Annotated in this window: 19 protein-coding genes and 1 pseudogene; 8 read left to right on the forward strand and 12 right to left on the reverse strand. The window is 43.2% G+C overall.

The genetic code is table 11. The features are described 5' to 3' along the window. Nucleotides 1-57: 57 nt before the first annotated feature. Complete coding sequence (gene pepI / locus FC98_RS09335) at nucleotides 58-936, reverse strand: proline iminopeptidase (RefSeq protein ID WP_008855910.1); 879 nt, start codon at nucleotides 934-936, stop codon at nucleotides 58-60. Nucleotides 937-1028: 92 nt separating this feature from the next. Beyond that, the gene (locus tag FC98_RS09340; RefSeq protein WP_056949484.1) at nucleotides 1029-1664 is read right to left on the reverse strand and encodes an HAD family hydrolase; all 636 of its coding nucleotides are present in this window, start codon (nucleotides 1662-1664) and stop codon (nucleotides 1029-1031) included. Nucleotides 1665-1881: 217 nt separating this feature from the next. Between FC98_RS09340 and FC98_RS09345 the strand changes: the two genes are divergently transcribed. The 3 genes from FC98_RS09345 to FC98_RS09355 all read left to right on the forward strand — a co-directional run bounded on the left by FC98_RS09345 (nucleotide 1882) and on the right by FC98_RS09355 (nucleotide 4234). Next, on the forward strand, nucleotides 1882-3024 hold the full coding sequence (locus tag FC98_RS09345) for a low temperature requirement protein A (RefSeq protein WP_056949485.1): 1143 nt from the start codon (nucleotides 1882-1884) through the stop codon (nucleotides 3022-3024). A 102-nt stretch (nucleotides 3025-3126) separates the two neighbouring features. Continuing rightward, nucleotides 3127-3594: a flavodoxin gene (locus FC98_RS09350; RefSeq protein WP_008855906.1), complete on the forward strand. Its 468-nt coding sequence runs from the start codon at nucleotides 3127-3129 to the stop codon at nucleotides 3592-3594. A gap of 106 nt (nucleotides 3595-3700) precedes the next feature. After that, nucleotides 3701-4234: a flavodoxin gene (locus FC98_RS09355; protein ID WP_008855905.1), complete on the forward strand. Its 534-nt coding sequence runs from the start codon at nucleotides 3701-3703 to the stop codon at nucleotides 4232-4234. 110 nt (nucleotides 4235-4344) lie between these two features. On the opposite strand, the gene FC98_RS09360 is transcribed toward FC98_RS09355, so the two are convergent. From FC98_RS09360 to FC98_RS09370, 3 genes are all read right to left on the reverse strand, one after another. Beyond that, on the reverse strand, nucleotides 4345-5595 hold the full coding sequence (locus FC98_RS09360; protein WP_056949486.1) for an MFS transporter: 1251 nt from the start codon (nucleotides 5593-5595) through the stop codon (nucleotides 4345-4347). Nucleotides 5596-5682: 87 nt separating this feature from the next. Then, a complete protein-coding gene (locus FC98_RS09365) occupies nucleotides 5683-6048 on the reverse strand; it encodes a type II toxin-antitoxin system PemK/MazF family toxin (protein WP_040470978.1) in 366 nt (121 codons plus the stop codon). Continuing rightward, the gene (locus FC98_RS09370) at nucleotides 6023-6253 is read right to left on the reverse strand and encodes a hypothetical protein (RefSeq protein WP_008855902.1); all 231 of its coding nucleotides are present in this window, start codon (nucleotides 6251-6253) and stop codon (nucleotides 6023-6025) included. Before FC98_RS09370 ends, FC98_RS09365 begins: the two co-directional genes overlap by 26 nt. Before the next feature lie 267 nt (nucleotides 6254-6520). On the opposite strand from FC98_RS09370, the gene pyrF reads away from it, so the two are divergent. The 3 genes from pyrF to FC98_RS09385 are packed head-to-tail and all read left to right on the forward strand — an operon-like array spanning nucleotide 6521 to nucleotide 8814. After that, nucleotides 6521-7240 (forward strand): orotidine-5'-phosphate decarboxylase, encoded by a 720-nt coding sequence (gene pyrF, locus FC98_RS09375; protein ID WP_040470973.1) that lies wholly within the window; start codon nucleotides 6521-6523, stop codon nucleotides 7238-7240. Beyond that, complete coding sequence (gene pyrE / locus FC98_RS09380; RefSeq protein ID WP_056949487.1) at nucleotides 7230-7877, forward strand: orotate phosphoribosyltransferase; 648 nt, start codon at nucleotides 7230-7232, stop codon at nucleotides 7875-7877. The genes pyrF and pyrE overlap by 11 nt, the downstream gene beginning before the upstream one ends. Then, nucleotides 7867-8814 carry a dihydroorotate oxidase gene (locus tag FC98_RS09385; protein WP_008855899.1) on the forward strand — a complete coding sequence of 316 codons (948 nt, stop codon included), beginning with the start codon at nucleotides 7867-7869 and terminating at the stop codon, nucleotides 8812-8814. Before pyrE ends, FC98_RS09385 begins: the two co-directional genes overlap by 11 nt. A gap of 104 nt (nucleotides 8815-8918) precedes the next feature. On the opposite strand, the gene FC98_RS09390 is transcribed toward FC98_RS09385, so the two are convergent. From FC98_RS09390 to FC98_RS09415, 6 genes are all read right to left on the reverse strand, one after another. Next, a complete protein-coding gene (locus FC98_RS09390; protein ID WP_008855898.1) occupies nucleotides 8919-9758 on the reverse strand; it encodes a hypothetical protein in 840 nt (279 codons plus the stop codon). Nucleotides 9759-10064: 306 nt separating this feature from the next. Further along, complete coding sequence (locus FC98_RS09395; RefSeq protein WP_008855897.1) at nucleotides 10065-10802, reverse strand: SDR family NAD(P)-dependent oxidoreductase; 738 nt, start codon at nucleotides 10800-10802, stop codon at nucleotides 10065-10067. A 198-nt stretch (nucleotides 10803-11000) separates the two neighbouring features. After that, the gene (locus tag FC98_RS09400) at nucleotides 11001-11861 is read right to left on the reverse strand and encodes a MetQ/NlpA family ABC transporter substrate-binding protein (RefSeq protein WP_008855896.1); all 861 of its coding nucleotides are present in this window, start codon (nucleotides 11859-11861) and stop codon (nucleotides 11001-11003) included. A gap of 248 nt (nucleotides 11862-12109) precedes the next feature. Continuing rightward, nucleotides 12110-12784: a methionine ABC transporter permease gene (locus FC98_RS09405; RefSeq protein ID WP_054656014.1), complete on the reverse strand. Its 675-nt coding sequence runs from the start codon at nucleotides 12782-12784 to the stop codon at nucleotides 12110-12112. Further along, nucleotides 12762-13856 carry a methionine ABC transporter ATP-binding protein gene (locus FC98_RS09410; protein ID WP_056949488.1) on the reverse strand — a complete coding sequence of 365 codons (1095 nt, stop codon included), beginning with the start codon at nucleotides 13854-13856 and terminating at the stop codon, nucleotides 12762-12764. Before FC98_RS09410 ends, FC98_RS09405 begins: the two co-directional genes overlap by 23 nt. A gap of 219 nt (nucleotides 13857-14075) precedes the next feature. Continuing rightward, entirely contained in the window at nucleotides 14076-14846 is a 771-nt protein-coding gene (locus tag FC98_RS09415; RefSeq protein WP_056949489.1) for an acetoin reductase, read from the reverse strand. Nucleotides 14847-15572: 726 nt separating this feature from the next. Here FC98_RS09415 and FC98_RS09420 point away from each other — a divergent pair. Further along, nucleotides 15573-18098, forward strand: coding sequence for an excinuclease ABC subunit UvrA (locus tag FC98_RS09420; protein ID WP_054655583.1), 2526 nt, complete (start codon nucleotides 15573-15575; stop codon nucleotides 18096-18098). Between the two features lie 64 nt (nucleotides 18099-18162). Here FC98_RS09420 and FC98_RS09425 read toward each other — a convergent pair. Continuing rightward, nucleotides 18163-18732 (reverse strand): annotated as a pseudogene (locus FC98_RS09425) (MFS transporter); the annotation flags it as partial. 251 nt (nucleotides 18733-18983) lie between these two features. On the opposite strand from FC98_RS09425, the gene FC98_RS09430 reads away from it, so the two are divergent. Continuing rightward, nucleotides 18984-20150 carry an ROK family protein gene (locus FC98_RS09430; protein ID WP_040470970.1) on the forward strand — a complete coding sequence of 389 codons (1167 nt, stop codon included), beginning with the start codon at nucleotides 18984-18986 and terminating at the stop codon, nucleotides 20148-20150. Nucleotides 20151-20212: the final 62 nt, after the last annotated feature.

Below are 20212 nucleotides of genomic sequence, written 5' to 3' on the forward strand. Positions count from 1 at the left end.
TTAACTAGGACTTTTGTCCCAGCCTCATTTTAAACGTTGAATAAATGCTGTTAATTGTTAATCATTTTCCCTCAGCCACCGATCCAACACGCTAATAAATTCATCATGCTGATCCAGCAAAGCTAAATGGCGGCTGTTTGCAAATAAATGCCATTTAGCACCTGGAATGTGGTCGTAAACTGATTTGGCAATCAATGGTGTGCATAAATCATCGGTCCCATTGGTAACGAGAACGGGGACGTGAATATTCTTGAGGTCATCAGTGACATCAAAATCACTAATCGTGCCGTTCTCAGTAAACTCATTGGGACCCTCGGCGATCAAGCTGGCCTTTTTACCGTTTGTTGGCCGACGCAATGGTTCTGGTGAATTTTCATCTGGATCGTCCCAGCAGTAGCGTTCCATGTAACGGTCGTTGGCTGCTAAATACTTAGGACCAGTGAAGTCGCCGGTTCGTTCAGCTTCCGCAATTGCTTCTCGGTCTTCGTAGCTTAAATATTTAATCAGTCGATGTTGCTCTTGAATCCACAATTTAATGGAAGCTGGTGAACCGTCGATCATGACGCTCTTAACACCATCCTGGCTGTAGTGGGTTAGATAGAGCATTTCTAACATGCCGCCCCAAGATTGGCCTAGCATATGGATTTGATCTAAGTGCAAGTATTTTCTGAGAGCAATTAATTCTTCCGCCCAAGTTTCTTTGACGTAGAGCGATTCGTCATCTGGAATTGATGATTTACCACAGCCAATTTGATCATACATAATCAATTGCCGACCAGTATTAGCGTAGTCGTCCAATAATTCAAAGTAGTTATGGGACGAACCTGGGCCACCATGAATTAATAAAAGCGGTGCTTTCCCCGGTGTCGGGTCACCAACAATCCGGTAATAGGTTTTATAGCCCTTGAACGGCATGTATCCTTCTGTAATTTTCATTAACTGATCAAATCCCTTCGCAATAAAATTGGTCCACTGAGACTGATTATACTACGAGTGTGAATCATAATGAGTAATAAATTAGAATTAATTTAACTTTCTAATAATTTATCTCGGAGTTGCTCAACAGAGGTGAACACGTTACCGGGATTCAGTTTTTCCATTTCGTCAGGCTTAGCATTGATTGACCAAGCAGCGGTATAGCAGGTGATCCCAGCATTCTGACAGGCTTCAATATCGGCAGTGGCGTCACCAATATAGGCCATTTGTTCCTTTGGCTGATCATACTGTTTCAGCACTTGGGCAAATTGTTGCGACTTGATGGAACCATCGGGAGAGCCAGACATGACGGGGTCAAATTGATCGTTTAAGCCTAATGCATCCAGACTGGTTTGTAAGCTCTGTTCGCCCTTACCAGTAATCATGGGCGTTATGACGTCGTGTTCGTGGAGCATATGTAAAAGGTCATTGATGCCATCAAATGGCTTTCGCAGCAACATATGAGCGCTGCGATAGTTCTTATGAAACGTTTCGAGGACCTCGTCCGAATAGTTTGGAATCAATTCTTTGAGCATCCCAATTTCATTGGCGCCAAATTGAGCAAGAATCACTTGATTACTAATCCATTTGTCAGTGTAATCGTGAACCGTTTTCCTAAATGAGTCAAAAATAACCGGGAAAGTTTCGGCCGTTGTGCCATCCATATCAAACGCAATAATTTTTTTCATTATTTATCTACGACTCCCTTTTTATAAGGACATGAAAATAGTAACTACTAAACACCTTAACTACTATTATCAGCCACCAACGCCGAATATTCAAATCCGATAGCAAAACAATCTAATGATGACGACTTAATTGACCCAACAATTAGCAAACTGACACAAAGTGATACACTAAATAAAGTAGGATGATCATTTTTTCAATATTGGAACTCGGGGGTAAATGATGTTAAACAAGCTTGGCAAACCAAGAAAGATTACGCAGATTATTCATAATCGTAAAATTAGTTGGCTGGAATTATTCTACGATTTAACCTTTACAATTATTATTGGCCGGCTAACTGAGGGGTTGGTTGAAGACTTTTCCAAAATGACGATTATTAATTCAATTGTTATCTTTGGCTGGTTCTTTTGGAGTTGGCACGAAACTTCTGGTTACTTTGATAATCATGGGAATGATTCAGCTCTCAATATTGGCATTATTAATGTTCAAATAATCTTCACCGCGGTGGCCGCTCTGTTTATTCCTGAGGGACTGGCTGGCCATTACCATAATCTGATTTGGGCCATGCTACCAATTGAGATGATGTTAATCTTCGTGTGGTACACTATCAGTCATTTTGATACCGCACATGGTCCAGCCTCCAAAATTTGGGCAAGTGTTTATGGGGTTGCCCTACTCATTCTGGTAATTGGGACGTTGATCCCTAGTCGTTTTCAGTTTTGGGTGATGCTCGGTGTTTTAGTAATGAACTTTGGGGTTGTCTTTGTTGCCCAGAATGCGTTGAAGCGCGAATATCGGCGAACAGGGCTTCCTTATGTTGTTAAAGATTCCTTGATTGAACGATACGGATTGATGACGATGATTGCCTTAGGTGAAATTATTGCCAGCTTGTACGCCGTGACCAACCATGCTAGATTAGGTGAATTAGTAAAATTCATCTTGGGGATCATCTTAACTGCCTTAATTGCCGCCGTTTATTATCAGGTAATTGGTGAATTACACATTAAATTACGTTCGCCGGTTCAAACGATGGCGGTTCGCTGGTTATTTTTAATTGAAATTTATTTTGTGCTTTTGGATGGGGTATTATTACAGTTGGTGTTAACCAGTGAGGTCCTGTCGGTCAAGGTTACCTTTATCATGGTTCTGTTTGTTAGCTTATTATTAATGTGGGTTATTCAACAATTGACCATCGCTGAGGATAGCTTCAAATCACCTAGAGGAATTGGCTTTTTTACAATCGAACTGATTATCTTCCTGGTAACCGCACTGTTTCCAAGTATTTGGATGATGGCAGCCATTGACCTGCTCCTATTTATTGTGAATTTTCAATACCATCAACGAGTTGAGAAGGCAATTTAAACTTTGAAAAATGAATTTGGAAGTGATGGCGGCTGTTCCGCGGGCCAGTCGTTCATGATATTTGTATGATTTAATTAACTTAGAAAAAAGGGGATTAGCAACTTGATTATTATTTATTTTTCACAGAGTGGCACAACTAAAGCGGCCGCTGAGCAGTTACACTCGGTATTGAACGTGCCAATTTACCAAATAGAACCGGTGAAAGCTTATCCTGCAGACTTTTCTGAACTAGCCGAAGTGACTAAATTAGAGGTGGCAAAGCAAGTTCAGCCTGATTTAAAAAGGATGGCTATCGATCTGCCTGAGGACCATAAAATAATACTTGGATTTCCAACTTGGCGGCATCAACCACCAATGCTGATTGAGCGCTTTTTTGCCGTAAACGATTTAAAGGGCCAACAAATTTTTCCGTTTACAACCAGTTCGGATGATTTGATCGGCAAGAGTCTACCATTTCTTAACGACTGGGCGGGTCAGGCACAAGCAACCATCGGAAACGGTGGCACATTGAATTCGCAAACTGAGATTGAAAGGTTTGCTAAAGAGGTTATTTCTGTGGATCAGGATTAATATCCGTTAGGTTCCAATGATGACACAATTGATATTGGATTGGTGCTTATTCTATGGATTTAGAAATTTTAAAGGGCATAATTTTAAATAAAAAGGTGGGCGACAAATGATGGCGAATTCTAAAACCTTAATCACTTATTTTTCTCGAACGGGTAATACTAAAGTGGTTGCAGAGATGATCAATGAAAGAGTTGGTGGTGACCTAATCCCAATTCAGACGCAAGATCCTGAACCAACCGATTATAGAAAACAGGTTGATACAAATATGCAGGAGCAGCTTAATAATGTGTTACCTGAATTAAAAACGGTCATTCCTAACTTCCATGAATATGATCGGATCTTTATTGGGACACCAACTTGGAATATGTCGTTGCCCCAAGCGGTAGTTGCCTTTTTGAATCGTTATGATTTTTCTGGCAAAACCGTTATTCCGTTCAATACTCACGGTCCATATGGGGCCGGAAGCACCTTTTCTCAAATTAAGGCGGCCAGTGATGGCGCGGAGGTTCTTGAAGGGCTGGATTTAAGGGGTGGAGAAGAGAATGTTGGCATTCTATTAGCAATTAAGGGGAATAACAAGGTTCAGGCTTCTAAGCAGGTTGATGACTGGTTAAGAAAAATTGGTCAACTGCAAAAATAGCGGATCAAGATTATTACCAGTTTCATTTACAATGATAAAATTGATTTTGATTCATAAAAAGACACAACCATTACCGGCTGTGTCTTTGTTAAATTCTAAGATTAAAACGTTTAGTTGGGAGTTGATTGGTTTAAGCTCATTTTTTTCAATCCTGGTAAGGTGATCATCGTAATAAAGCTAATGATGTACAAGACTGATAGAAAAGCCATAACGATGGTTAATGAGTAATGATCCATGAGGATACCAATGACAACTGATGAGAAGCCACCAACTGCTCGGCCAATATTGACAATCACGTTGTTAGCCGTTGACCGAATTTCGGTAGGATATAAGCGACTGATCACTGCACCATAACCACCGAACATCCCGTTTGAGAAGAAACCGACGATGGCGCCGATGATTAACAGTGAGATGGTGTTGTGAGCAAGGGTAATCGTGAAGACCATAGCGGCTGAAGCAATTAGGAAAATCCCAAATGCCCGTCGGGGACCGAAGTAGTCCAAGATTGAGCCAAAGGTCATCATCCCAAGGCTCATGCCAATGATGGTGGCAATCATCCAGAGTGAGGAGCCGGAAACGTTTAGGCCAAGCTGTTTTTGGACAATGATTGGTAACCAATTCATAAGGCCGAAGTAACCGGCAATTTGAACGGTTGTCATGATCATTAAAGCAAAACTTTGATAGGCTAATTTGGGTGAACTAAACATGTATTTGAAAACGGCGCTAGTGGTTGATTCTTTTTCAGTCTTCTTAGCTTGGACGAATTCGGTCGTTTCCGTTAAGTGGCGACGAACAAAGTAAGTTAGCACAACTGGGACAATGCCAAGTAAGAAGAGGGCGTGCCAGCCAAGAGTTGGGATTACTAAAGCGGCTGTCACGGCGGCTAGGATTGCGCCAATCTGGCCACCAATGGCAGCAACTGACGTCATTTTACCAATTTGGTTTTTGTGGAATGATTCGGCAATTAATGAGATGCCGACACCATATTCACCGCCAGCTCCAATTCCTGCTAAGAACCGCAGAATGTAGATTAAGGTAATGTTATTAGCGAGGGCCATCATCGCAGTCGCAAACGCGAAGATGAAGATGGTGTAAGTAAAGGTCTTCACTCGGCCGAAGCGATCACCAACTAAGCCGAAGATCACACCGCCAAACAACATGCCCAAGTTAGTAATGGAACCAATCAGGCCAGCAGCGCCACCACTTAGGTGTAGCTGCCCAATCATTGAACTCATCGCAAACGATAAAAATAGCACATCCATATTTTCTAGCGCGAATCCAGAACTGGTTGAAGCAATGACCCATTTCTGATTTTTCGTAAAAGTATGGCTGTGCGTAAGTGAAGCGTTGGTATTTTCCATGTCGAATTCCTCCAAATGAATGCTCGCTGACATTCGTTATTTTTGTTGTTCACATTATTGCATGGTTATGAAGAGAATGCAAGATGATTAATTGAGAATATCGTTAATTATTGTTTTTACTTTGAGAAAGGCAGGTGTATCCAGTATTCCTATAAACTCGGCGTGCCGGCTGTGGTAGTCATAAGTGAAAAACTGGAATGGATTAATGAACCCGTTGATTTTGTCATTATTAACTTCGACTAAAAAATGATTTTCCTGCAATGTATTATGAGCTGCATGGGTAATTGGGCAAACAACCACCAAATGCGTTAACCGACTGTAACCCTGATTACTTAAAACAATTGCCGGTCGACGTTTTCGAATTTCATGTCCGACTGATGGATCAAAATCAATCAAAATAAGATCTTGTTGGTTGGGGGTGTAACTACTAGTCTTTGAGGATTTCGTTACCAATTAATTTTCCCCCAAATTCTTCTGATTGTGTAAAGTCGTGTGATTGAATGAACGATTCATCGTGAAATGGGTTTTTGTGTTTTGGAACGAAAACAATCATGCCGTCTCGACCTTGAAAAACATCAAATTCATGAGCGATTGGCTTGATATTGTTTGGAACTGTCAAGGTGTTGGAATTACCAACTTTGCGAAGCTTAACTGACATCTCAATCACTTCCCTCTATTTTGTATACATAGAGTATATACGAATAATTTAATTATTTCAATTAAGAACCCTTTAATACTTTCTTGAACAAATTATGCTAACGTGATAAAGTATTAAACAAATAAAAGAGCTTTAATTTGGTTCAGAGAGGCCAAAAGCGGACGATAATTTAATCGAAGAGTCCGTGATTTTGTGGGGATTTGTACAGAAATGTGCGCAATCCTGCAGTCTCGGGCTCTTTTTCTGCAATCAACCAGGAGGGTAATTATGCGAGGACCGTTAATTGTATCATTGGATATTGCCAATAAAGAAGGCTTATTCAAAATCGTTGATCAGTTTCCAAGCGATGAAGGGATGACCGTCAAAATCGGGATGGAACTCTTTTATGGAGAGGGTCCGGACGTTGTGCGACAATTGTTGGCAAGGGGATTCAAAGTGTTCTTGGATCTCAAGCTTCAAGATATTCCCAACACCGTTAAGATGGGAATGATGCAGATTGGCCGGCTTGGCGTAACCTACACGACGGTCCACGCGTTGGGCGGGTCAGAAATGATTGCGGCTGCCAAAGAAGGCCTGGAACTTGGGAGTGAGGAGGCTGGCGTTCCCAGTCCCAAACTCCTAGCGGTGACTGAGTTAACCTCAATTACGGATGATGCCTTAAAAACTGAACAAAACTGTCGGTTAGATATGGTTGATCAGGTTGTTTCACTTGCCAAGCTCGCCAAAAAAGCTGGGGCGGATGGCGTTATCACGTCGCCACTTGAAGTTAGTTCATTGAAGCAGCAGGTTGGTGATGATTTCCTGTATGTCACACCGGGAATTCGTCCCGCTAATTTCCCGAAGGATGATCAATCCAGAACCGCAACGCCAAAACAAGCCGCGGAGTATGGAAGTTCTGCGCTGGTCGTTGGCCGGCCAATCATTCGGTCAAACGATCCGGTTGCTGCCTATCACAAATTATTGAAGGAGTGGAACGATGCAAACTAATCAAATTATTCAGTCATTAATTGACAATCAAATTGTGAGTATCAACCTTGAAAAGCCATTCAGATATGCCAGTGGCATTCTATCCCCCATTTATACTGATTTTCGCTTGACCATTTCAATTCCTGAATTACGGGATATGATTGCTGATGGACTAGCCGAAAATATTAAGCAAAACTATCCTGACGCAACCGTCATTGGCGGGGTCGCCACGGCTGGGATTCCCCATGCTGCGTGGGTTGCTGAACGCTTGAATTTACCATTGATCTATGTCCGGGCGAAGCCTAAGGATCATGGTGCTGGTAAGCAAATTGAGGGCCGTATTACCAAGGATGATAAGGTCGTCTTGATTGATGATTTGATTTCGACTGGCGGCAGTGTCTTGGGTGCCGTTAAGGCTGTTCGTAATGAAGGCGTTAATGTGATTGGGGTTGCGTCAGTGTTCACTTATGGGCTACCAGATGCTGACAAGAATTTTGCAGCAGCACAGACAAAATTAGTGCCATTACTCAGTTACGCGGACTTAATCAAACAAGGTCACAAGGAAAATAAGTTCTCAGACGAGCAGTATTCACGGTTGTCGACTTGGCACAAAGCCCCTTGGGACTGGACCAAACGGGAGGAAGCAAATGCAAACTAATATTTCGCTGGCATCACAGATTGGTGACTACCAATTTGATAATTTATTGCTAAACGCTGCGGGGGTTCGGTGTGCGTCAACGGATGAATTGGACAAGATTTTGGATTCAGATGCTGGTGGCTGTGTCACCAAGAGTGCGACGCCAGAGCCACGCAAGGGTAACGAAAGTCCCCGCATGAAAGCAACGTCCATGGGCTGCATTAACTCCATGGGATTACCAAATCATGGCTTGGATTATTATCTAAAGTTTGCGGAAACAAACCAGGGGAAAAGTGGCAAGCAGGTCGTTCTCTCAGTTGCTGGCTTATCAATCAAGCAAAATATTGAAATGCTAAAAAAGATTCAGGAAAGCTCATTTGCTGGCTTGACGGAGCTTAATCTTTCCTGCCCTAATATTGCTGGTAAGTCCCAAGTTGGCTATGATTTTGAGGCTGTTCGGGATGTGTTAACATCAGCCTTCAGTTTCTTTAAGAAGCCATTAGGATTAAAGCTGCCACCATATTTTGATTTTAATCAATTTGATGGCATCGCTGAAGTGCTGAATGACTTTCCGGTGACTTATATTAATTCGATCAATTCGATTGGTAATGGCTTAGTGGTTGATCCAGACACCGAGTCAGTTGTCATCAAGCCAAAGGGGGGCTTTGGCGGCTTGGGTGGTGACTACGTGAAACCAACTGCCTTGGCGAACGTACGAGCACTCCGATTGCGATTGAAACCTGAGATTTCAATTATTGGTACGGGTGGTATTAAATCTGGCAAGGATGTTTTTGAACACGTGCTTTGTGGTGCTAGCCTCGTTCAAATTGGGACGGCTTTTGGATTCGATGGGACGCCGATTTTTGAACGGATTTCTAAAGAATTAAAGGAAATTATGGCTGAAAAGGGTTATCACACGCTGGCTGACTTTAGAGGCAAACTTAAAACAATTGATTAAAAACGATAAATAAGGCGTTACGGACAAAACGTTCATGGGTTTTGTTCGTAACGCCTTATTTTTTATTTGTAACCAAAAAGGCTGAGTGATTCCGAATTTGTGTCCTAGTCAGCTTCAGATACCTCTACTAGATTGTAGAAGGGGTTACCGCCAACCGTGTAATTCGTCCAAATACCTAATCGGGTATCCTCATCCCCATAGTGCCAAATTTTGTTTTGTGTCTGACCCTTTTTAATCGTTAAGCGATAATACTTTGCCGAAACTTTCTTGGCAGCAAGCCCCTTGATTGGTTTCTGATAATAAACATAGGAAGTGTTGCCCTTTGATTTAAATGTGCCAATCTTCTCAGAGACACTTGGTTTGATTGTCCAAATCGGGTTATCAACTGCCGGCACGCCTTTGGTTGACTGCCAGCTGTTTTGAGCACCGTAATGTTTTAGCCGCGGGGTGGTGTAATACTGCAAATACCCATCGAGGGTAATGTAGAAAATCGGCTTGTAATAACCAGCTTTATTGTTGGTGAAGCCCTTACCAGCTTGCAGAGCCAATGTTCTCACCGGTAAACGCAACTTGTAAGGTGAAAAGTATTTTGTATTGTAGTGTTTAATGTAAGAATTATCTGGTTGATAAATCCGTTGTTGCTTTTGGTAGCTAATTACACCACGACTCAGTAAGGCATGAGAGGGCCCCTTTCCTGAGTAGGTTGTTGATTCAACTTGAAGAATGGTTCCCTTAGGCGTGATAATCGGTTGGCCTTTCTTACCATGGATTTTGGTGTATTGGCCTGTGAACAGTGGCCGCTTGACCTTGACGTATTGGATGTGGCTATTGCTTCCTAAGTCGGTGTAAGCATGGGCCGAAACGGTGGCAGAAAGTAATAAGGCTGCTCCGACACCGATAATTGTGGTAAGTTGTTTGACTAAATGAGCGTTTTTGAATTGCATTTAAATATCTCCTATTAGTAAGTGAGCGGAGTCAGGCGGTTAGAAACCGGAGTGTAAGTCTCCTCCGAGGGAAATTCCTGGTTTTGGAATTTTTTTCGGAGGTGCTTACACGCAGGTTTCTGCCTGACGCAGCTGTCCTAAGTAAAGTGAGCGGAACAAAGCGGTTAGAAAGCGGAGCCTAAGTTACTCCGTTCAGAAATCCTGGGTTTGGATTTTTGAACGGAGTGGCTTAGGTGCAAGCTTCTGCTTTGTGCAGCTGTCCTAGTAAAGCAGTTAGAAACGGTAATATAAGTTCTTGACCAAAAATTATTTCATCGTATACCCACCATCAGCTGTAAACTCCTGACCGGTAACGTAACTGGCTTCATCTGATGCCAGATAATTAACCAGCGTTGCCAATTCTTCGGGTTTTCCAAACCGATGCATGGGGATCTCCTTTAAACTAGCTTCGTTTTGGTCATCTGGAATATCTTTGAGAATGGGCGTTTCAATAACCCCAGGATGGACCGAATTAACGCGGATGTGATCGTTAACTAAGTCGATAGCGGCATCTTTGGTCATCCCGCGAACGGCAAATTTACTAGCACCGTAAGCAATTGAAATAGGCATGGCAACTAAGCCACCGATTGAGGAAATGTTGACAATTGAACCAGTACCTGCTTTTTTCATGGATGGCAGGACATACTTCATTCCGTAAAAGACGGAATATTGATTGATATGAATCACCTTGTCATATTCCTCAGGGGTAATATCTTCAATTGATTTCATGATCCCAATGCCAGCGTTGTTAACGAGGACATTAATTGGGCCAAACGCTGCTTCGCCGTCCTTAATGACTCGCTTCCAGTCATCTATGGAAGAAACGTCATGCTTGAAGAAAATGGTGTGGTCACCAAGTTCTTTTTGGACCTGCTGGCCGTTTTCCTCATTAACGTCAGTCAAAATAACCTTAGCCCCGTGTTCAACAAAGTTTTTAGCAAATGCTTTGCCCATGCCACTGGCGGCCCCGGTGATTAAAGCAACCTTGTTTGATAGATCAGCCATGTTAAAACCTCCCGTATTTGTCATTATACTCACTTAAACAGTAACATGATGGTAGTTATGAAGATAATAATTTGACCGGTCATGATGTGGTAAGTGTGACGCTGCATTTTAAATTAAAGGGGTGTCGTCTCTTTAGTGAATTTATTCCAAAAAACGCCTAGCTGCATGCAGTCAGGCGTTTTTAAATGGTTATGGGGCTTATTTCAAGTACGATAATGGTTTCTGTACTTCTACCTTAGTCCCAGCATATTGATCCTTAATATACTTTTGGATAGCTGGTTCGTGGTAAAGCTTAACCAGTTTTTTGTAATCCTGGTTATCCTTGTTCTTCTTAGCGGTTGCAAGGACATTGATGTTACTTCTAGTGTCCGTGTCAATTTTTTCGTGGAAGATCGAGTCCTTCAAGACGTTTAAGTGGCCTTCCAGCGCAACGGTATTGGAAATTAATACGGCATCAACGTTGTGTAGAACCCGGGGACCAGTGGTGTCATCAATTTCCTTGAATTTGAGGTGTTTTGGATTGGCTGTAATGTCATTGGTGTTACCCAGCGTTCCAAAGTTCTTTTTTAGTTTGATGAGGCCAGCGCTTTGAAGTAGTAAAAGGCCACGAGCCGTGTTAGCGGGGTTATTGGCAATCGCCACGGTGGCACCGTTAGGAATCTGGCTGACTTTCTTGTATTTGTCCGAGTAAATGCCAAGCGGTTCTAAGTAGGTGGTGCCTAATGCTGCTAGCTGGGCGTTTTGATGCTCTTGATTGTAAGCTTCTAGGTATGAGTATGATTGGAATGCATTGACGTCAACGCTTCCTTGTGCGGTTGCATTATTGAGCTGCACACCATCGGTAATTTGTTTGACCTGAATTTTTAAATCGAGCTTTTTAGCTTGTGGACTCTTAGCAATGTGGTTCCAGATGTCGTAATCAGACCCTTGAGAGCCAACGGTGATTGTTGCACTCTTTGAATTAGCTGAGCTACCAGTAAGGGTGTGAAGACCAAATACAATTCCAATAAGAACAATGATCCCTACGAGGGTATAAATTAATCCTTGATGTTTTTTCATGGTTATTCTCCTTTGTATGATGATTCCTATTTTTAAAATGGCTTCAATATAGTGGATGTTTGGTTATTGGGATTTAAGGCTTTTGGTGTCATAACGGTAGGACAGCTCCGTCAGGCAGAAACTTCCACATAAGCACCTTGGTCAAAAATTCCAAAACCGGGAATTCCTGACCAAGGAGACTTATATTCCGACGGCCGTGAAACGCCTAGCCTACTCGGCAGTTTCTAACCGCCTGACTCCGCTCACTTTCATAAGTGAACTGTTTTTCTAGCCAGCCAATCGCCAACAATTTGGACAAGAAATACCATGATGAGGATGACCAACATGGCAGCAATCGTCACGTCATTTTCGAATCGTGCGTAGCCAATACTGATTGCGATATCACCAAGGCCGCCAGAACCAATTGCCCCAGCCATTGTTGTTAAGCCAATTAAGCTAATAACGGTGACGATGGATGCCCGGATGAGATCTGGCAGGCCTTCCCGAAGATAAATTCTAAAAATAATTTCTGGAATACTAGAGCCCATTGAACGGGCTGCTTCAATGACCTGGGGATCAATTTCAAGCAGGGCGTTTTGAACTTGTCTTGCATAAAATGGAAAGATGCCAACAACTAAGGGGACAAGTGCGGCGGTCGTGCCAACGGTTGTATGAACGATAAAGTTTGTGATTGGAAACATCACCGCTAATAAAATAATGAATGGAATTGATCGGAGAAGATTGACGATCTTATCCGTTAAACTATATACATATTGATCCTCAGCAATCCCGCCGCTTTGGGTAATGACTAAAATAATCCCAACCGCTAATCCAAGGATGCCGGCAACGATTGAAGACCAAAAAGTCATGTACAGGGTTTCCCAGATTGATTGGATAAACTGTGGCCAGATGTGGACGACATTAGGAAACAGTTGCTTCAACATTTTTATCCGCTCCTTTCTTGCCAGTGGGGATCAATTGGACTTGGACGCCGTTTCGATTCAAAAAGGTGATCCCGTCCGCTAATCGTTTTGACTCACCAGACAAAATGATGATGAGATAGCCAATCGAGGTTGACCCGATTCGCTCGATGTTACCAAATAAAATGTTGGCTTTTAATTTGTATGAGGCGGTTAAATCAGAAATTAGTGATTGTCGGGTTGCCCCACCCCTGAACTTCAAGAAGAGCAGCCGTTCATTGGCCGCCAGGTTTTGTAAACTCTCGTCCGCTTTGATCTGGGCGAGGGCTTCCGGGACATTGGCTGATGAGTCAACGAAGTTTTGGGTTAATGGTTGCCTTGGATTTGAAAAAACGTCGGCGACCGAACCACGTTCAATGATTTTGCCTTGATCCATCACAGCGACATGTTGACAGACTGACTTGATGACTTGCATTTCGTGGGTAATCAAAACAATGGTTAGACCAAGGTTGTCGTTTAGATGCTTCAGTAATTTCAAAATGTCATTCGTCGTCTTAGGATCGAGGGCACTGGTTGCTTCGTCGCTGACCAGAATGTCAGGGTCATTGGCGAGTGAGCGGGCGATAGCGACCCGTTGCTTTTGGCCGCCGGATAACTGTTCTGGATATGACTTTTCAAACTCACTTAGGCCGACAAGGTTGAGAAGGCGTTTGGCTTTTTTCTGGCGGGCGGGTTTACTGATCGATTGGCTTAAGAGCGGATACTCAACGTTATTTAAGACGGTTCTGGAGTTAAGTAAGTTAAAGTGCTGGAAAATCATGCCAATTTTCTTGCGAGCAGTCCTTAATTCAGCATTAGTAAGCTGTTGAAGCTGGCGGTCACTGACCGTAACGGTGCCTGAGGTTGGCTTTTGAAGGAGGTTGATTGTGCGAACCAAAGTGCTTTTGCCGGCCCCTGAGTAACCAATGATGCCATAGATGTCGCCCTTATTGATTTGTAAGTTAACTTTGTCGACGGCGGTCAGCGGGTGATCGTTTGACTGGAAAGTAACGCTGACGTTTTGAAGATTGATGATGGGATTGGTTGGTTTGGGCATTTGAATCACTTCCTTAGTTAGGATTTGTAAAGCATGGAGTTGTGTGTCAGCATTTTCTGGAAAAGTCTCAAAAGTTACTTAATGGTTGTTCTCTGTTTTATGGAATAGGATCGCTACGCAAAGCAGAAACTTCCACATAAGCACCTCTAACAAAAATCCCAAAACCAGGATTTTTGTTAGAGGAGACTTATGTTCCAGTTTCTAACCGCTTTGCTCCGCTCACTGATATCTCATCCCACCATCCACCAACAATGATTGGCCGGTGATGTAGCCTGCATGCTTGGACACGAACCAGGAAACGACTTCTGCTACGTCTGCCGGGGTGGCTTCTCTTCCCAGGGAAATTTCTGAGAGGGAGTTGGCTCGTTGTTCTTCGACGCTGACACCATTAATTTCGGCGCTTCGTTTGTCGATGCCGTCTCGCAAGGGGGTTCTAACGATTCCAGGGTCGTAGGCGTTTACCGTAATTTGGTATTTGGCTAGTTCTTTAGACGCCGATTGGGTGATGCCCCGAATGCCAAATTTAGATGCAGAATAGGCACTTTGAAGTGCTGAAGCCTCAACGCCGGCAAGGGAGGCGGCATTTACGATTCGGCCGCCATTTTCCTGCTTGATAAACTGTTCAGCAGCGGCTTGGACGCCCCAATAAGTTCCCTTTAGGTTAACGTCCAGCAAACGTTCAACGTCATTTGGGTGGGAGTCGACGAATGAATCAATAAAAGCAACCCCGGCATTATTGATAAAGGCAGCTAGATAGCCAAAGTCTTTGACAGCTGTTTTGACAAGGTCAAAAACTTCATCTCGGTGGGCAACATCAACGTAGTATGCTTTGGCTTGGTAGCCAGCATCTTTCAAATCCTTAGCAACTTTTTTAGCAGTTCGTTGGTTAATGTCTGCGACGGCGATTGCGTAACCATCTTTTGCTAGTCGATGGGCAATTCCTTCTCCAATTCCCTGACCTGCACCCGTTACAATTGCTAACTTTGTCATGATAAACACTCCTTTAAATTAATTTTTGATACAAAAATAGCGCTCCCGTATATAAATATACAGAAGCGCTTAATCGCGATGCCATTCTGAGTTCACTCAATTAGTTACCTAAAAAGTCTCGTCAACCATCTCTCGTAAGAAATGGTGTGTCTAATAACGAAGACCACTCCGTCTGTCATTTTCGATTGCTCGATCGTGCCAGCCAATCATCGGCCATTTTCATCCCCGCACAAAGATCGGCTTTCATCAGATACCGACTCTCTGAACAATGTTTAGGAACTACTTTCCGAATCAACTTGTTTAGATAACATTATTAAAATTATATGAGATAACAGTGATAAAGGTACCAGCTACTCTGAGATTTGTCAATAGAATATTTGAAAAAGTGAGCGGATCCAGGCGGTTAGAAACCGGAATATAAGTCTCCTTGGGCAGAAATTCCCGGTTCTGGAATTTTTGACCGAGGTGCTTATAATGGAAGTTTCTTCCTGGAGGAGCTGTCCTAAAAAAGTGAGCGGAGCAAAGCGGTTAGAAACTGGAACATAAGTCTCCTCTGACAGAAATTCCTGGTTTTGGAAGATTTTTGTCAGAGGTGCTTATGTGGAAGTTTCTGCTTTGTGCAGCTGTCCTAAATTATCAGGATTGTTTCGAGGTAATTTTCAGCAAATAGTCACGTCCAGTGATAACCTAGAACGTAAAGACTTTAATCATTGAAGGGAGTCCAATATGTCATACAGTTCTCAACCAACTCAAATTGAAGTAATCGGCGGTAACGTCAATAATCTTAAAAATATCTCAGTTAATATTCCACTACATAAGTTCGTCGCAATTTCAGGATTATCCGGTTCAGGAAAGTCCTCACTTGCAATGGGGATTCTTTATTCTGAAGGGGCTAGACGTTATTTGGATTCTTTGGCAACCTACACCCGCCGGCGGATCAGCCAAGTTGGCCGAGCAAACGTGAAGGAAGTACGCCATATTCCATCCGCGTTGGCCCTTCGACAACGGCCAACCGTCCCTGGGGCTCGGTCGACGGTTGGAACGATGACCGAAATCTTTAACGTTTTGCGATTGATTTATTCGCGGCTGGGATCGCCAAAATGTCCAAATGGGCACCAGGTTCCACCAACGATTAAGATTGCTGAAGCGATGGACAAAATGGATGAGACCATGGGCGTCATTACTTGTCCAACCTGTGGCGTTAAGTTCCATGCGTTTGGGGCAGAAGACTTTGCGTTTAATTCAGATGGCGCCTGCAAAAATTGCCAGGGGCTGGGGATCACTAAGCAAATTGATCCTGATACCTTAATTGGTGATGAAACTAAATCAATTCGAGATGGCGCGGTGGCTGCATGGCGGACACCGGGAAGAAACTTCATGCCAATCGTTGCCCAAGCAGCAGGGGTCAGAATCGACGTTCCCTATAATCAACTCACTGATAAAGAACGTGAAATGGTATTGCACGGTCAGCAGAAGCATTACGCGATTGACATTCCTAGTAAAAATGGCCGCGTATTTCATATGGACAATGCGCTTTACGAAAATGCCTATAACGCGATCGAAGATAGTATGCGGACCACAAAAAGTGACGTGGCTTTGAAACGTCTTAACCGCTTCTATCGTTTCTTCACCTGTCCAGTTTGTCATGGCACGCGGATGAATCCGGATCGGTTGAATCAGCTGGTAGTTGGTAAAAACATTGCTGAAGCCAGTCAGATGCCACTGAGCGAGTTGCCAGAGTTTGTTGATCAAATTAAGGGATGGTTGCCGGCTGATATGCAGGCGCTCGCTCAGAATTTGACGACGGAACTGCTTAACCAAGTCCAACCATTGTTAGACCTCGGCCTTGATTATCTAACGATGGATCGGGCAGGGGCCAGCCTATCAACGGGGGAACTGCAGCGAATTCAGCTGGGGCGAACGCTGCGGACTCAGACCACTGGTGTCCTATACGTATTGGATGAGCCATCGGTTGGTCTACATCCTGATAACGTTACCGGCTTAATCAAAATTTTTCATCAGTTAATCGATCAAGGTAATTCGTTGGTGGTGGTTGATCATGAGACAGCAATTATTGATGCCGCTGATTGGATCGTTGAAATTGGCCCGGGTTCTGGTGCCAATGGCGGAACCGTGATTGATCAGGGAACCCCCGCCCAAATTCACCGGAGTAAAAAGTCACTCATCAGACCATTTTTAACTGGTGAGGGGAAATTGGTTACCAGGAAAGTTATTACAGATGATGTATTTGCTAAAGGGCAAATCAAGCTGGCAATTGATCATAAATTTAATCTGAATCACGTATCCACGGAATTTCCCGTGAACCGGTTGATTGCCATTACCGGCTTTTCTGGCGCAGGAAAGACAACCCTAGTCTTGGATGGACTACTGGATGCGTTTAGGTCTAAACTCCACCGACGTTCATTGCCAAGTTATATCACTAAATTTGATCCGGCTCAATTAAAGCATGTCATCAGTGTCGATGCGACACCGGTTGGAAAGAACGCCCGCTCAACGGTTGCCACCTATACGAATATCATGGATAACTTGCGAAAACTATACGCAGTCTTACCTGAAGCTAAAAAGGCCGGCTATACGGCCAGTCATTTCTCATATAACAATAAACAGGGCGCTTGCCCAACTTGTGGCGGGACTGGTGAAATTTCCCTTGATATTCAGTATCTGCCCGACATGGTTGAAGTTTGCCCAACCTGTCATGGTAAACGGTTTAATAGCCAAGTGCTGGCCGTGAAGTGGCAGGGACTGTCGATCGCAGACGTTTTGGATTACGATGTGGATCAGGCAATTGATTTGTTTAAGTCGAACAGTGCTATCGGTGAAACACTAAATGTCTTGCAGCAGATGGGCCTTGGCTATCTTCATCTTGGTGAAGCAACGCCAACTTTGTCTGGTGGGGAAGCCCAGCGACTCAAGCTAACTTCGCACATGAAACGCAGTCAAAATGACACGTTGTTTATTTTCGATGAGCCAACGGTTGGGTTGCATCCCCTAGACGTTCGGGTATTACTCAAAGTGTTCTCCCAGTTGATCGATCAGGGAGCTACTGTGTTGATGATTACCCATGACCTGGATTTGATGGCCAACGCTGACTATATGATTGATATGGGACCTCGTGGTGGGGACCAAGGGGGCAAGATTGTTGCCAAGGGAAGACCAACAGATCTAATTGAGGATCCTTCAAGCTTGACGATTAGGTATTTGAGAGCGCATTTTGATAAATATCAAAAGTAAATTATGAGAGTCAAAAACGATTTGTTTACGGAAATTCCGTAAGCAAATCGTTTTTAGTTGGTAATTAACTATTCGCGTGAGCAGCATCCTTAGCATCCGCTGCAGCTTTTCGAGTTCGCAATGTTTCCTCAATATCTTCAAGGGAACGGTTTCTAGTTTCGAAGACTTTCTTTTGAACGAACCAGATGGAAGCGAAGCAGAGAACCGCATAGCCGATGAATAAGCTACCAGTACCAAAGAAATCAAGCAATGGTGGGAATGTTAGTGAAACGATCATGTTGGCACTCCAGTTGATCACGCTTGCGAAGGAGTTACCTAACCCACGAATATTTAGTGGGAAGACTTCACCAATCATGACCCACATTACAGGACCCCAAGTTGCGGAGAAGAAGGCGATATAGATGGTCAACGCAATGACACAGATGACGCCGGCAGTTAAACTGTGACCTGAGAATTTCATCGCAAAACTCATAACTAGTAGTGAAACTCCCATGCCAAGAGCGCCAATATTTAGCATCTTGCGGCGATCAATCTTATCCATGATAGCAACAGCAATTGTGGTTACGATCACGTTGAAAATTCCAATCCCAATGTGGGCGATCAAAGCGGCTGATACGCCAAAGCCAACGTCAGTATTTTTTTATTGACAATATAAACCAAAACAGTGTAAGTTGGTTGAGGTGGTTGGTTTGTTGAATGAACTTTCCGGAAAATCATACTTTGTTTTTTGGAGGGCAACCGCTTACACTTTGGGCTGATTTTCAGCTTCATAGGTTACTTATACTTTTGATAATGCCTATTGCTAAATTTGGTATACTAGTTGTAAAGTGTACAGTTAGTTAATGAATCATGTTTAGTTAAAGATAAGTGGAAGGAATGAATTTAATGGCAAACGCTACGGGGAGGGAACTGTTTCATAAGCAAAACTTGGATCTAGTTCTCCAACAAATTTTTAATAATAAAATTATTTCGCGAATTGATATTTCGCGGACACTAAATTTGAATAAATCAACGGTTTCGGCGTTGTACAACGAGCTAGACGAGAAGGGGATTTTAAAAGAGGTTGGCTCTGGAGAATCAACCAGTGCTGGGGGCCGCAAGCCCGTTCTAGTTAAAATTAACGAACGGTATGGCTATACGATGAACTTTGACCTGGGTTATCGTCACCTTCACGTAATGGGGAACTATATCAACGGCGAAGTCTTTTATTATCAACGAATTGAACTTGGCAGTCGGGACATTCATAAGATTCTTGAAATGATTGATAATCAAATCAAACTTGCTAGTCAAAGTAACCAAACCAAACACGGGTTGCTGGGAATTGGTTTTTCAATTCATGGGATTGTGCAGGATAATCAAGTGATCAATTCCCCTTTCATTGATATGGATGGTGTCGATTTGGCCGATCACTACTCAAATGAGTATCATGTACCAGTCATTCTTGAAAATGAGGCCAATCTCTCTGGTATTTACGAACGGGATTTTAATGATGGCAAGGATAAGGACAACATTGTTGCGATTAGCATCCATAAAGGTATCGGGGCTGGGATCATTCTTAATAAACAGCTATATCGGGGCTTCAATGGTGAAGCGGGTGAAATTGGTCGCTCCTTAATGTTTACTGAGAACTTTACGGATAACAAGAACGACAAAGTGGAAGATTTCTGTTCTGAAGATGCAATTATCGACCAGGTGGAGGCTCAGACCAAACAGGAACACTTAACCCGTGAAGATTTAGTTCAAATGAATCGGGATGGGGACAGGGTCGTTCAAAGGGAACTTGCTCATTTCACATATGCTATTTCGCGGGTGATTTATAATGTTGCCATTAGCTTTGCCCCTGAAGAACTTTACTTGAACTCGCCACTCATCGAAGCGATTCCGGCGTTATTTGATGATATTGTTGCCAACACTGGTAAATTAGGGATGAAGATCCCAATTCGTTTGATTGTCCACTCAGGGTATGCGACACTGTTGGGATGCTGTTCGGTAGTGACCCACCGAGCTTTAAATATGGACGATTATAATTTGGAATTTGCGATTCAGGAATAGGTGGCTGCAGATGACGGCGATAACAGTTACTGCTTAATCACAAGTTGAAAATATAATTGAGT

Source organism: Lentilactobacillus kisonensis DSM 19906 = JCM 15041, from assembly GCF_001434135.1.
Classification (GTDB): Bacteria; Bacillota; Bacilli; order Lactobacillales; family Lactobacillaceae; genus Lentilactobacillus; species Lentilactobacillus kisonensis.